Annotated in this window: 11 protein-coding genes; 1 reads left to right on the forward strand and 10 read right to left on the reverse strand. The window is 37.0% G+C overall.

Going from position 1 to position 12,900, the window contains the following annotated elements:
* Window positions 1-56: 56 nt before the first annotated feature.
* The 10 genes from A5866_RS02965 to A5866_RS03010 all read right to left on the reverse strand — a co-directional run bounded on the left by A5866_RS02965 (window position 57) and on the right by A5866_RS03010 (window position 11,998).
* A complete protein-coding gene (locus A5866_RS02965; protein WP_086444432.1) occupies window positions 57-926 on the reverse strand; it encodes a CvfB family protein in 870 nt (289 codons plus the stop codon).
* A gap of 19 nt (window positions 927-945) precedes the next feature.
* Entirely contained in the window at window positions 946-1,272 is a 327-nt protein-coding gene (locus A5866_RS02970) for an AzlD domain-containing protein (RefSeq protein WP_086444431.1), read from the reverse strand.
* Window positions 1,265-1,969 carry an AzlC family ABC transporter permease gene (locus tag A5866_RS02975; RefSeq protein ID WP_086444430.1) on the reverse strand — a complete coding sequence of 235 codons (705 nt, stop codon included), beginning with the start codon at window positions 1,967-1,969 and terminating at the stop codon, window positions 1,265-1,267. The genes A5866_RS02970 and A5866_RS02975 overlap by 8 nt, the downstream gene beginning before the upstream one ends.
* Before the next feature lie 198 nt (window positions 1,970-2,167).
* Complete coding sequence (locus tag A5866_RS02980; RefSeq protein ID WP_086444429.1) at window positions 2,168-4,153, reverse strand: cell division site-positioning protein MapZ family protein; 1,986 nt, start codon at window positions 4,151-4,153, stop codon at window positions 2,168-2,170.
* Window positions 4,154-4,311: 158 nt separating this feature from the next.
* A complete protein-coding gene (rpoD, locus tag A5866_RS02985; protein ID WP_010764887.1) occupies window positions 4,312-5,418 on the reverse strand; it encodes an RNA polymerase sigma factor RpoD in 1,107 nt (368 codons plus the stop codon).
* Window positions 5,419-5,494: 76 nt separating this feature from the next.
* Complete coding sequence (gene dnaG / locus A5866_RS02990) at window positions 5,495-7,402, reverse strand: DNA primase (RefSeq protein WP_086279403.1); 1,908 nt, start codon at window positions 7,400-7,402, stop codon at window positions 5,495-5,497.
* Between the two features lie 257 nt (window positions 7,403-7,659).
* Entirely contained in the window at window positions 7,660-8,574 is a 915-nt protein-coding gene (locus A5866_RS02995) for an SPFH domain-containing protein (protein WP_422389669.1), read from the reverse strand.
* Window positions 8,575-8,626: 52 nt separating this feature from the next.
* Window positions 8,627-8,860 (reverse strand): hypothetical protein, encoded by a 234-nt coding sequence (locus tag A5866_RS03000; protein WP_086279401.1) that lies wholly within the window; start codon window positions 8,858-8,860, stop codon window positions 8,627-8,629.
* A 39-nt stretch (window positions 8,861-8,899) separates the two neighbouring features.
* Window positions 8,900-11,236 (reverse strand): cation-translocating P-type ATPase, encoded by a 2,337-nt coding sequence (locus tag A5866_RS03005; RefSeq protein WP_086444427.1) that lies wholly within the window; start codon window positions 11,234-11,236, stop codon window positions 8,900-8,902.
* A 144-nt stretch (window positions 11,237-11,380) separates the two neighbouring features.
* Complete coding sequence (locus A5866_RS03010; protein WP_086444426.1) at window positions 11,381-11,998, reverse strand: lysozyme family protein; 618 nt, start codon at window positions 11,996-11,998, stop codon at window positions 11,381-11,383.
* Between the two features lie 176 nt (window positions 11,999-12,174).
* Between A5866_RS03010 and A5866_RS03015 the strand changes: the two genes are divergently transcribed.
* Window positions 12,175-12,894: an alpha/beta fold hydrolase gene (locus A5866_RS03015; protein WP_086279398.1), complete on the forward strand. Its 720-nt coding sequence runs from the start codon at window positions 12,175-12,177 to the stop codon at window positions 12,892-12,894.
* The last annotated feature ends 6 nt before the right edge of the window (window positions 12,895-12,900 follow it).

Raw genomic sequence — 12,900 nt, forward strand, 5'->3', positions numbered from 1 at the left:
GTATAAAATAACTTAAAGATATTTGCAAGTGATTCTCAATTAGAATGAAAAAATGCTTATTTTTCTTGCGCTTCTTCTTTTAAAATCGTAAATCCTGCTTCTTGAGTAATCTTTCCTTGTTTCAATAAATTACCAATAGCGCGCTTAAATTGCGCCTTGCTAATTCCAAACGTTTGCATGATTTCTTCTGGATTGGATTTATCTGTAAATGGAATTTTATGGTCCGCTGAACGCTCTAAAAACGTTAAGATCATCGCTGCATCATCGCTGATTGCTTCATAACCACGCGGCTTCAAAGAAATATTCAATGTGCCGTCAGGTCGAACGCCGATTACACGACCATTTACTCGTTCCCCCAAACGTGGTTCTTGATAACGCTCTGAAGGATGAATAAATGCAATGTAGAAATCGTCTGTTAAAACAAATGAACCAATCATTTTTAACCGATACACAATGCCACTGATATTTTCATTTTTAAGTTCTTCCGTTCCTGGTTTAGCCATCGCTTTGAAAATCTTCTCATCTGCTAATTCACCCCAGATACGCTCTTTGTTATCCACTTTCAAAGCGATCATCAATTGATCCCCTTTTTTAGGCCATAATTCACGCATTACAGGTAGTTCATCTAAAGAAACGACTACATCCTTATCTTTCAGTCCAATGTCCACAAAAGCGCCTAAATCACGTCTTGTGCCGGTAACTGTTCCAAACGCATATTGCCCGATTCGAGCGGTCGGAATCATCGTAGTCATTTCAGGTTCTTGCTTTTGATTCATATAACCAAAGCCTTCTACCGCTTCACCGATTTCATGACTGCCTTCTTCTTTAGATAATCGCAATGTGATTCCGTTTTTTTGTAAAAAATAGTGACTTTCATTTTCATCAATCACTAATGCTGTAAAAATTTGCGCTAATAGTTCGTTCATAATTTTCTCCTTCTGGCACTTAGCCTAAAAAAATACGTAATAATGCAATTGTAATGATTCCTACTACAACGGTTTTCATTAAATCTTTGGTACGAATAGCAACAAGTAAAGTAGGAATACAACTTAACGCTTCTAACGTTTTTACTTTAGGAAAGCCTGTTGCCTGAACTTCTAAAATACTCTGAAATAAGAGTGCCGTCAAGATACAAATCGGGATATAAGATAAAAATCGAAGAAACCAGTCTGGAAAATCGACTCGTTTAGAAATCAAAAAAGGAAAAATCCGCGGAATCCACGTAACGATCGAACAACCTAAAATCGTCAATAGTACATAGGTGTTACTCATGATGATTCACCACCCCAACAGTACAACCTAAAAGAGTTGCGAATAAAACAGAGAGTTCCGGCGAAAAAAAGCCCATAAAAAAATAAAGAGATAAACAGACTGTACCTAATACGATCAGCGTTTCTTTGGTATGTTTTTTGATAGGCGCATCAACTTGCAAAACAAATAATCCTGCAAACATGGCCACTAACGCAAAGTCTAAGCCTAATAGATAGGGATCTGGAATCCAGGTTCCTAATAAACCACCGATAATGGTCGACAAGATCCAAGCTAAATAGGCAGTGATGTTCAAGCCATGCGTCCAAGCGGAACTGACGCGCTGATCATTTGCCAACGCTGACATTAAAACGCCGTAAGATTCGTCCGTTAAAAGTGTACCAATTCCAATACTAGTAATCAATGGTTCATTTTTAAAATAAGAAGCCACCGACATGCTCATCAAAAAGTGGCGTAAATTCACTAAAAATGTTGTAAAAACAATTGCCGAGATCGGTGAATGAATTGCTAACATACCACAAATAATAAATTGTGCACCACCAGCATAGACTAAAATCGACATCAAAGCGATCTCTACTATCGATAACCCCACATTTTTGCCAACTACGCCCGCTGCAATTCCAATGCCTAAATAGCCTAAAATTGTTGGTATACAAGCATTTACCCCGTCTCTAAAGGTTAAATATTCTTTTTTTTCCATACTTTTCTCCTTGTGATAATATCAATCGTCATTGATATTTATTGCCTATCTAGCGTTACTGGAAGAAAAAACGAGCCTGGGACATAACTCAAAGAGTTATGTTTCAGACCCTTAGTATTTGAATAAGCAATTGAACAGAAACGACTACTACATTACACTTCTGTCTCAATCTTATACTCATATTCTGTAAAAACAAGACTATCTTCCAGCGTTTCTAGATGCATTTCCTTTAAACCAGCCAGTTTTTGCATTGATGGTCACCAAATACTGGTTATCTGAACCGTATAGATTGTAATAGCCTTCGCCATTAATAATTCTAGCTGGCTGTAATGAGTATCCCCCGGCTTTTATATAGCCGCGTTCAATACAGGTTGCAATGACTTTTTCTTGAACTCCTGGAGCCCAACTCCACGCAGGATTACTCATATCGCTAACATCAGTTGGGTTAACTGAGTACACAGGATCTGTATACACGCCATCAGCATTAGGTGCTGAAAAAGTATTTGAATCCGGTTGAACACCATTTGCTGCTTGTGAGGTACTTCCTTGATTGTTAGCAAGTGTTTCTGAAGTCTGAGCAGCGGTTTGATCCGCCTGTGCTTGTTGTTGTACTGCAAATGCTGTCTCAGCGTCTGTCAAGGATTTATCTGCTTTAGTTAATGCTTCAGTCAATGGCTTACGCAATGTTTCACTTTTGACCTTATCTACTTCGGTTTTTGCTGCTGTATAGTTTTCCCTAGACAATGTTTCAGTCAACTCATTGTTTTCATAAAAAACAGCGACTGCCGTTTTTGCTTTTTGTAGTTGGTCGTATTGACTTGTAGCTTGCTCTGTTGCTTGATTCAGTAGCTTATCAAAATCATCCTTTTCTTCTCGTTTAGCCAGATCGACTTTCTTGTCAGCTTTGATTGCGACATCATTTAATTTATTGCCATTGATAATTGGTTGAGCGAATAATTCATTGACCTTTGTAACTGCCGCTTGCTTGTCTGCGACTTTTTTGTAGAGGGTTTCAAGCTCTTTATAGTTGGCTTCGCTTTTGAGGGTATCTAAGTTCTCCTTGATTGCTTTGGGACTAACGCTTACCATCTCTGGTTTAAGAAATAATTGTTTGTCATCTGTAAAATAACTATTTAGTTCTTTTTCAGTTTGAGTAGCAACTTTATCTTGTTTTTGAGTCACTTCACCATCAGATGCTGATTTTTTTTGCGTTTGACTATAGGCAAACCATGAGCCGCCAGAAAGGACGATAACAGCAGCTAAAACAATCGATATTTTCTTGTAGTTTTTACTTGCTGAAGTAGTTGATTCCTCTCCTTTCACTTCTTTTAAAATGTTCTGTTCACCTGTGAGTTTCTCAAATTGATCCTTTGCAGACTTCGCTTCTTCCCCATCTTTAAAGAAAATTGGTGCAGCATCCATTTCGATCTCTTCAGGTTTTTTGCTTTTTGACGGAATGTCAGTTGCCGTATTAGGTAAAGCTTTTGGACCAATGGGCTTTGACTCTATTGTCTGGTCTTCTGGTTTAGTAAATTTCGTGATCTCTTCTTTTAGTACGACCTCTTTTGCTTGCTCAGTTTCTTTGTTAGTTGGTTCACTTGGCTTATGATCAGGTTCGTTTGATTTCTCGTCATCTTGTCCTTTGTCTTTTGATTCTGATGAGGTACCAGCCGTCGTTGGTTGCTCATTGATCTCTGCTGTTTCATCAGTTTCTTCTGTACGTTCAATTTCAGATAGTGTCTCAATAGTTGGTGTCTCGTTTTTGTGTTCATTGATATACTGATCTAAAGCAGCGGTATCCACAAGCTCATCCGTTTTAGCTTCTGCAGAAACAGGTTCTTCTAGTTCAGCTGCTTTTTCTTCGATCGATGCCGCTTTTGTTTCCGATTTTTCTTTTTTTATCTCTTCAATTGGATCTACAATCTTTTCTTCAGGTTGCTGTTCATTGAACATCGTCATTACGTGACCGATACTCATATCCTTTAATTCGGACCATTCGATATTTTCATTTTGTTCTTTATTTAAAAAATTAGAAGTATCATCTGATTTTTCATTAGAATCAGTTTTTTCATTAGGTGCTGTTTCCTCTTTGATTTGCTCTTTTTCAAAAGAATAACCGCATTCCGGACATACTTCCGCTTGCTTGTCTATCTCAGTTCCGCAATTCGGACATTGTTTCGTCATTCATTCCGCCTCACATTCTACACATTCGTAAATCTAATCTACCATAAAATCGCGTTTCTTCCAATATGTACTATCTAACTTTTTTGTTACGATTGTTTAAAAACAGCCCTTTCCGAAAGAAATCGAAAAGAGCTGTTCAAATTTTTAATAAAAACTTACTATTCTAGAAAATCTTTTAATTGTTTAGAACGAGAAGGATGACGTAGTTTGCGCAATGCTTTGGCTTCGATTTGACGAATCCGTTCGCGTGTTACACCAAAAACTTTACCAACTTCTTCCAATGTACGAGTACGTCCATCATCTAAACCAAAACGTAAACGTAATACATTTTCTTCACGGTCAGTTAATGTATCTAATACATCTTCCAATTGTTCTTTTAATAATTCATATGCTGCATGTTCTGCAGGACTTGTTGCATCTTGGTCCTCAATAAAATCTCCAAGATGAGAATCATCTTCTTCACCAATTGGTGTTTCCAATGAAACTGGCTCTTGTGCGATTTTTAAGATTTCACGGACTTTTTCAGTTGGTAAATCCATCTCAGCACCAATTTCTTCAGGTGTTGGTTCCCGACCCAAATCTTGTAACAATTGACGTTGTATTCGAATCAATTTATTGATTGTTTCCACCATATGCACCGGAATCCGAATCGTTCTAGCTTGGTCAGCGATCGCACGAGTGATTGCTTGACGAATCCACCAAGTTGCATATGTTGAAAATTTAAATCCTTTACGGTAATCAAATTTCTCAACAGCTTTCATCAGGCCCATATTTCCTTCTTGGATCAAATCAAGGAATTGCATGCCACGTCCTACATAACGTTTTGCAATGGAAACCACCAGACGTAAGTTAGCTTCTGCTAAACGTTGTTTAGCTTCTTGATCGCCTTCTTCAATTTTCAGGGCTAATTCTACTTCTTCTGCTGCTGTTAATAATTGAACACGTCCGATTTCTTTTAGATACATCCGAACAGGGTCATTGATTTTAACACCAGTCGGGGCAGATAAATCTTCCATTTGGGCTTTTTCAGCAACTTTTGCGTCTTTTTTAAGACTATGTTCACTTGGGTCACCATTCTCATCAACGACACTGATACCAGCATCTTCGACTTTTTGAATCAACTTTTCCATTTCGTCGGCATTCAATGTAAACGGTGTTGCTAATGTGTTTGTTAGATCATCATAAAAAACATTGCCTTTAGGCTTGTTTTCTTTGATAAAGGCTGCCAATGCAGCTGCATATTTTTTTTCTGTTTCTTTTTCCATGAAAGAAGGCCCCCTTCATTTTTCCATTCGGATAAATATATAAATAATAGTCAAATACGATATCTAAAAGTTGCTTTTAAGACACTGTACGACTTTTTTGCAATTGTCTTACTAAGCCGATCACTTCAATTGACAGTTCATCAACTAATGGTTTATTGCCTAGTCTCTCTGCTTCTTTTTTTTGCAGTTGTTTTTCAGCGATTTGATCTTCTAAACTAGAATTTTCAATCACTCTTATCACGTCAGTTATTTCTCTTTCAGAGCTTTCTTCTGAAATGGTTTGTAAAGAAATAGCGATTGCTAATTTTTTGATCGTTTCTTCTTTTAGATAGTCGATGAAATCAGCGAGCTGAAAATCAGAATGGATACTCATATAGCTATCTAGCAACAAGTAAAGTTCCTGATATTGATCATGAGCAAAACTAAATTCCGGTAACTGAACCAATTGATTTCGAATACTTTGTTCATTCATCAACCGATACAGTAATGTCCGTTCGGCTTTCTCCACCTTAGTGAGCGGAAGCTTATTTTGAACGGAAGGAGTACTCATTTCTTCAAGCATCTCAGGCGGTTCCAACATATCATCAATCTCATACGTTTGAGGAGGAGGTACACTTTGCGATTGTCTCTCTCTTCTTTTCGTAGAGCGCTGTTTTGTTTCTAGTTGTTTCAGCTGCTCTTCTAAAGAGTGAAATGATAGCTGAAATTCTTGCGCTAGTTGATTTAAATAGCGATCCCGCTCCAAGGGTGATTGGACTAGTATCAGTTCTTGTAGTAAATCATTTACATAATCCAGCTGTTCTTTCTCATTGTTCATGTTTCTAGTCAGGCGATGATAGTGCATTTTGAAACTAAATACAGTTTCTCGACCATGCAACGCTAACTCTCGGAAAGAGTCATTACCATACTTTCTTAGATACTCATCTGGATCCAATTTTTCAGGAATGCTGACAATACTCAATTGAAAGCGACTATGCTCACTCAATAAAGAAATAGCTCTATTGGTAGCTTCAACACCAGCAGTATCACCGTCATAGCAAACGACTAATTCTTTTGCTACTCGTTCAAGCTTGCGGATTTGCTCATTGGTCAAACTTGTTCCCATTGAAGCAACACCGCTAGTAATGCCTGCTTGCCAGGCTGCGATCACATCCATAAACCCTTCAAATAAGAAAACTGTATCCTCTTTGCGAATTTCTTTACGAGCTTTATCGAAGTTAAATAATGTGTCCCTTTTATTAAACAGGACCGTTTCCGGACTATTTAAATACTTGGGCATATCATCTCCTGGAAAATTTTCTGTTTTAAGCAATCGCCCTGAAAAAGCAATCACATTTCCACGATCATCATTAATTGGAAACATAACTCGTTGGTAAAAACGATCCAAAAATTCACCATTGTCTCTTTGAATAAACAAACCAGATTCTTTAGATAGTTGCTCAGCCACAGTTTCATTTTGGAAAACTTGACTTAAAAAATCGCGCTTTTGCGGAGCAAATCCAATTTTAAATGTTTCGATAAGCTCTTTTGTCAAGCCACGTTCCAACAAATAATTCAATGCTGGTTCACCGATTTGTGTGTTCATCAAAACATGATGATATAAATCCGCAGCTTTTTTATGCAGTTCAATCAGTTTGCGATTGTGGACGTTTTCCGCGGTGTCAGAATCCGTTGTATTGACCCAATCGATATTGACGGGAATTTGTTCTAATTCAGCAACTCTGCGTACTGATTCCGGGAAGCTGATTCCTTCTATTTCTTGCAGAAAATTAAAAACAGTTCCACCTTTTCCGCAGCCAAAACAATGAAAAATTTGTTTGTCTTCTGCTACTGAAAATGAAGGGGAACGTTCTTCATGAAACGGACATAGACCCATATAATTCTTGCCAGATTTTTTCAATTGAACATATTGTCCGACAACATCAACGATATTTGTACGCTGTCTCACTTCCTCGATCACTTCTTGAGGAATTCTTTGTGCCACTGTTCTCACCTCCAAAAAATAGCCGATAGCTAAATGATGCGATAGTCAGTAAAAAAGCACTGAAATCTTCAGCGCGACTTTCAAAAGACACAATTACACATGTTTTATTCTATCATATTTAACTTAATTTTCAAGTAAATTGCATCTTTCTTTTCATAATCACCATAATTGTTTACATAACATAATTATTGTAACCTGAATATTTTTAGTAAATGAAAAGCAGATAGCTACTATCTGCTTTTCATTTACTACAGAGACTACTCTCCTATTAGACTATGGTTCGATTGATTTTTAGTATCCTGTGCAGTCCACAGCTCTTTTACTACAGGTATATTGCCTAATTCCGTCATGTTGCTCGGCAGGATAACGGTATTCGTCTCACTTCTAACAACCTGTTTAAATGCTTCTATGCCCAAATAGGCTAAGGCTTGTTCGTTTAGATCACTTTCTTTGATCGCTTTATTCAACGCTAAAATACGTTGTCTTTCGGCCTCCGTTGTAATGCGTATTCTTTCAGCTTCGGCATCTGCGTCAATTCTAGTGCGCTCTGCACGGGCTTTTGCATCGATGTTTGTTTGTTTAGCACGAGCTTCAGCATCAATCTGCATTTGTGAGGCGTTGGCTTCAGAATCTAATATGATTGATTGTTTTCGACCTTCTGAAATTGTAATCGTCGATTCTTTGTCTCGACTTGCTGTGATTAGTTTATTCATCGAATTGACAATTTCATCTGAAACAGATATTTCACCAATATTGATGCGGTCAATTGATAATCCATAACCCGCAGTAATATCTTTTACACTTTCAAATAAGCTAACGTTGATTTCTTCTGTTCCATTAAGAACTTCATTCAAATCCATTTTCCCAATAATTCCACGTAGATTTGATTGACAATCTTGAATCATTGATCGAACTGAATCTTCATTATCATAGACAAATGCGCGAACATCCGTCACATGATACTTTATCGCTTCATCAACTTCTACAATTACATTATCACGTGTAATCACACTTTGAGAGTCAATTTCTAGTGGTGTTTGCTTTAATGATACTCGTCCTCTTACTTTGTATAGTACAGGAATCAAAAAATGTAGCCCAGGATCGATCGTTTTTACATACTTACCGAAACTTTCAACAATTTTCACTTCACCTTGTTGAACAATGATCACCATTTTTGAGATAAGAACCAAAATCAACACAAGAACAATGATAAAAATTAGAATATTAAGGATTATCAATATAATTCACATCACTTTCGAATAAATAGTTGTTTACCGTTACAAATAATTCAGTACTAGAAAAATCCACGACCTCCAACATCGCCCCCTCTTCAGGGATGCCATTTATTACACGATATGTGTATGGACTTCCGTAAATTCGAACTATTCCGTTAAAATTATCTGTAGCAGACCGAAAGCACTTACCGATCGCCTTGCGCATTTGATACTCTCCACTCATAAATGCCCCTCCCTATTTTTCATACTTCTCCACTTCATTTTAAAGCTCTTTGATCGTTTTACCCGCTCGTTTCAGTTGGAAAAGACCAATCAAGATTCGAACAACGATATTAATAAGCATCATTACCGCAAAAATAGGTAATGTTTGCTGATTCAAGAATCCTACTTCCAAAATACTATGGAACAGCATCGCAGCGACATAAATTCCACCAACAGTTGTAACTGCTAAGAAAATCCGTAATGGATTGAATGGTAAACATGCGCGTACAACTGCCATACAACTGATCCCAATTAATAGATAATACATCAATGTGGTTGTTTCCATTTGAGTAAAGCCTTGATTTTGACCCATTAAATAAATAGCAACGATATTTAATACAACCAGCACTGCATTCACCGAAGCATTTCTTAATGCGGTCGGCAAGAATTTCCCTTGTACTTTTCGTTTATCACTTTCAAATGATAAGAAGAATGCTGGATAGCCTTCAATCGCTAAATCGATCAATGTGATCTGGATTGGGATAAACGGAAATGCAATCGTCGTAAAGACGCAAATCATTGATAAGATAAAAGAATAAATGGTTTTGATGAAGAAAACACTCGCGACTTTCGTTACATTGTTGACAACTCGTCGGCCTTCAAATAACACATCAGGCAATGTAGTAAAATCAGAATCCAGTAAAACTAAGTTAGAAATCTGTCTCGTTGCGCCATCACCTTCAGCCATCGCAATACTACAATCCGCTTCTCTTAATGCTAAAACATCATTAACGCCGTCCCCAGTCATCGCAACAACATGATCATGATCTTTCAATTCACGTACGATCGTGCGTTTTTGTTGAGGGGTTACACGGCCAAAAACAGTATAATTATGAACCGCTTGGCGCACTTCGGTTTCTGTTTTCATCGTTGACATATCGATATAGGATTCATAGCCAAACAATCCCGCACGACGAGCAATATTCGAAACAGTTACTGGATTATCTCCTGAAATTACTTTCAGATCAATTCCCTCTTCACGCAAATAAGATAATGTTTCATTCGCATTTTGACGAATCGGATCATCAATTTCTAAAACAGCTAATGGTTCTAAATAAGGCATTTCATCTTCATTTAATGGACTATTTTCAGCAATACCTAACATCAAAACACGATAGCCATTTTCTTGTGCGTCAATCACTTCTGTGGGTAAACGGTCTGCTTCAACTAATTTTTCAGGTGCGCCAAGATAAACCGTGCCTAATTCTTTAAATTCAATTGCGCCCCACTTGCGTTCAGAAGAAAACGGTAAGGTCTTGATCGCTCCGTAACGATTAGAAAGCTCAAAGTGATCTCGAATTGCTTGCATCGTAATGTTGTTGTCTGTACTTTCTGCAAGATAACTTCCAATCACTTGCGGAAAGTTTTCATGGTAGTTTGCATGTAAAATTTCTACTTTTTGAACTTTCATTTTGCCTTCAGTAATTGTTCCAGTTTTATCTAAACAAAGTGTATCCACATGAGCGAGTGTTTCGATCGAATACATGTCTTGAACAAGAATGCGCTTTTTCGCTAGCTTTACGACACCTGTCGTCAAGGTAATACTGATCAAAAGAACTAACCCTTTAGGCAGCATACCCAGTAGTGCAGCGGCAGATGCAACAACAGAAGCTTCGATCCCTGAATCACGAATCATAAAACCTTCCACAAACAAAATGACCCCCAATGGAATAATGACTAAACTCGTAAATTTAGAGACTTTACGAATTGAATTGACCAATTCTGACTGGATTGGTTTATGCACTTTCGCTTCTGCTGTAATTTTGACAGCATAATTATCAGCTCCAACGTGAATCACTTTCCCATAAACTTGTCCACTTGCTAGAAAACTACCAGATAACACAATATCGCCTTCAGTCTTCTCGATCAAGTCGGATTCACCAGTCAATAATGCCTCATTGGCTTCAGCTTTTCCATCTAACACTTCCAAATCAGAAGGGACTTGTTCCCCCGCAGATATCACAACGATATCATCCATTACTAATTCTTTGGTATCGATTTCTAGCTCTTTACCGTCACGGATCACATGAACACTCTCTTTGGCGACGATGGATAATTTCTGGACTAAATTTCTTGCATGGATTTCTTGGTAGATCCCCATCCCCATATTCACTAGTATGATTGCTAAAAAGGCTAAATTGGAATATGCTCCAACAAATAACAAACAAAGTGCGATCCCAAAGTTTAAAAAGTTAAACAAGGTCATAACGTTGTCATAAATAATATCTTTCGTTGACTTTGCAACGTTTTCCTCATAATCATTTTGCAAGCCTTGCTTTTTTCGTTCCTCAACCTCTGATTGAGTCAATCCTTGTTTCAGGTCAAACTTATTTGTCATGGATTTTGTTCCCTACTTTCTCATTGTTAAAAATACATCTTCTTTAGTTTACTTGTTAATAGTCAGAACTTCAAGAAAATCCTTAAGAATTCCTACTATATTTAATAGATGGTATTCTTAAGGATCGATATTTCAATAATGAACTTATTTTAACCACTTAATAAATTGTTGATTCATTTTGACTAGATCGGCATAGAACATATTCCCACCGTTACTATATAAGTAGCCCCCATTATAAATGACTGCTTGCGGACGATAATAACGATACGTTTTTTGATTGGTATTACCCAATATAGGTGATAACACTTCTTTAGAGTATTCCTCTGCAATCCGAATTGAATTTTTACCGCCTCGCTCTTTTACAAATTCAATATAATCTAGTCCAAAATTATACGCTTGTACAGCTGTCCAAATATCACAACCTGCTTCATTGGCTTTTTCAATCGATTGAGCTAAAAAAGCGACTCCAGTCTCAATACTTTCCTTAGTCGTCCCAATCATTTGCCGCTTACCATAAGCACTTTCGCTACTCTGCATCAAATCATCTGTACGTCCTTTAGATTCAGTGTAAATAATTGCTAAAACTAAGTCTTTATGTTCGGGTATATTATTTGCTTTAACTGCTTGCTTTACTTCACTTTCATACGTCATTACTTGCTGAACATTTTGACGAATTTTAAAACCTAAATAACCTAAACCAATAATCAGCAGTAAAAAAAACAAGAGTAGTAATCTTTTTACAATTTTCATTATTTTGCCCATCTTATCATCCAAACTTTTTCTGAGTAGCTTTTATCATACTTTATTATTCAAAAAAAATCTAAAAAAAGGCTGATTCTTTATTATTCTTTAATAAAAAATTGTGTTTTACTTTTACCCCTTTTAGTTTTAAATCCAACTAAAAACCGATATACTAGAATAGGACAGGTGGTAAACTTATGAAAAAAGAAAAAAAACTTTTGCTCACAGCCGATAACAGCTTTATTTACTACGAAGTATCGGGTCACGGTAGCCCCTTGATTTTGCTTCATGGAAATGGTGGTAGCGGCAGGTATTTTGAAAAACAAGTACCAACATTCAATCGTTCTTTCACTGTGTATACTATAGATAGTCGTGGTCACGGACGCTCAACGAATGAAAGTGAAACGTTGACATTTGACCTAATGTCCGACGATCTATATTTGATCATGAAACAAGAACAAATAGAACAAGCCGACATTGTTGGTTTTAGCGATGGTGCCAACCTTGCTCTTGTTTTTGCCAAAAAATATCCTGATAGTGTCCGACGCTTGGTATTAAATGCTGGAAATACAGTCGTTCAAGCTGTTCATTTTCCGATAAGAATGTTGACAGTCGTGGAGTATGTTTGTTTTAAGGTTTTAGCCTTATTTAATAAAAAAGCCAGACAACGGCTCCAGATTATAAACTTAATGTTACATGATATTGGTGTTTCTCGTTCAGATTTAAGACGAATTTCCCAAAAAACATTAGTGATCGTTGGGAGATATGATATTATCAAGCGAAGCCACTCAATATACTTAGCGAAAGAAATTCCTAATGCCTCTTTCGTTCTCGTAGCAAAACAAGGTCATTCTTTTGCTAAAAAAGATCCAAAAACATTCAATCAAGAAATCTTAAGATTTTTAAAAGAAAAGTAGGTGTAT

Source organism: Enterococcus sp. 12C11_DIV0727 (genome assembly GCF_002148425.2).
Taxonomy (GTDB): domain Bacteria; phylum Bacillota; class Bacilli; order Lactobacillales; family Enterococcaceae; genus Enterococcus_L; species Enterococcus_L lemimoniae.

Bases quoted from the DNA above. Each gene is read 5' to 3' on its own strand.
- A5866_RS02965 (WP_086444432.1), bottom strand. From the start codon at position 926: ATGAACGAACTATTAGCGCAAATTTTTACAGCATTAGTGATTGATGAA.
- A5866_RS02970 (WP_086444431.1), bottom strand. From the start codon at position 1,272: ATGAGTAACACCTATGTACTATTGACGATTTTAGGTTGTTCGATCGTT.
- A5866_RS02975 (WP_086444430.1), bottom strand. From the start codon at position 1,969: ATGGAAAAAAAAGAATATTTAACCTTTAGAGACGGGGTAAATGCTTGT.
- A5866_RS02980 (WP_086444429.1), bottom strand. From the start codon at position 4,153: ATGACGAAACAATGTCCGAATTGCGGAACTGAGATAGACAAGCAAGCG.
- rpoD (WP_010764887.1), bottom strand. From the start codon at position 5,418: ATGGAAAAAGAAACAGAAAAAAAATATGCAGCTGCATTGGCAGCCTTT.
- A5866_RS02995 (WP_422389669.1), bottom strand. From the start codon at position 8,574: ATGGTGATCATTGTTCAACAAGGTGAAGTGAAAATTGTTGAAAGTTTC.
- A5866_RS03000 (WP_086279401.1), bottom strand. From the start codon at position 8,860: ATGAGTGGAGAGTATCAAATGCGCAAGGCGATCGGTAAGTGCTTTCGG.
- A5866_RS03005 (WP_086444427.1), bottom strand. From the start codon at position 11,236: ATGACAAATAAGTTTGACCTGAAACAAGGATTGACTCAATCAGAGGTT.
- A5866_RS03010 (WP_086444426.1), bottom strand. From the start codon at position 11,998: ATGGGCAAAATAATGAAAATTGTAAAAAGATTACTACTCTTGTTTTTT.
- A5866_RS03015 (WP_086279398.1), top strand. From the start codon at position 12,175: ATGAAAAAAGAAAAAAAACTTTTGCTCACAGCCGATAACAGCTTTATT.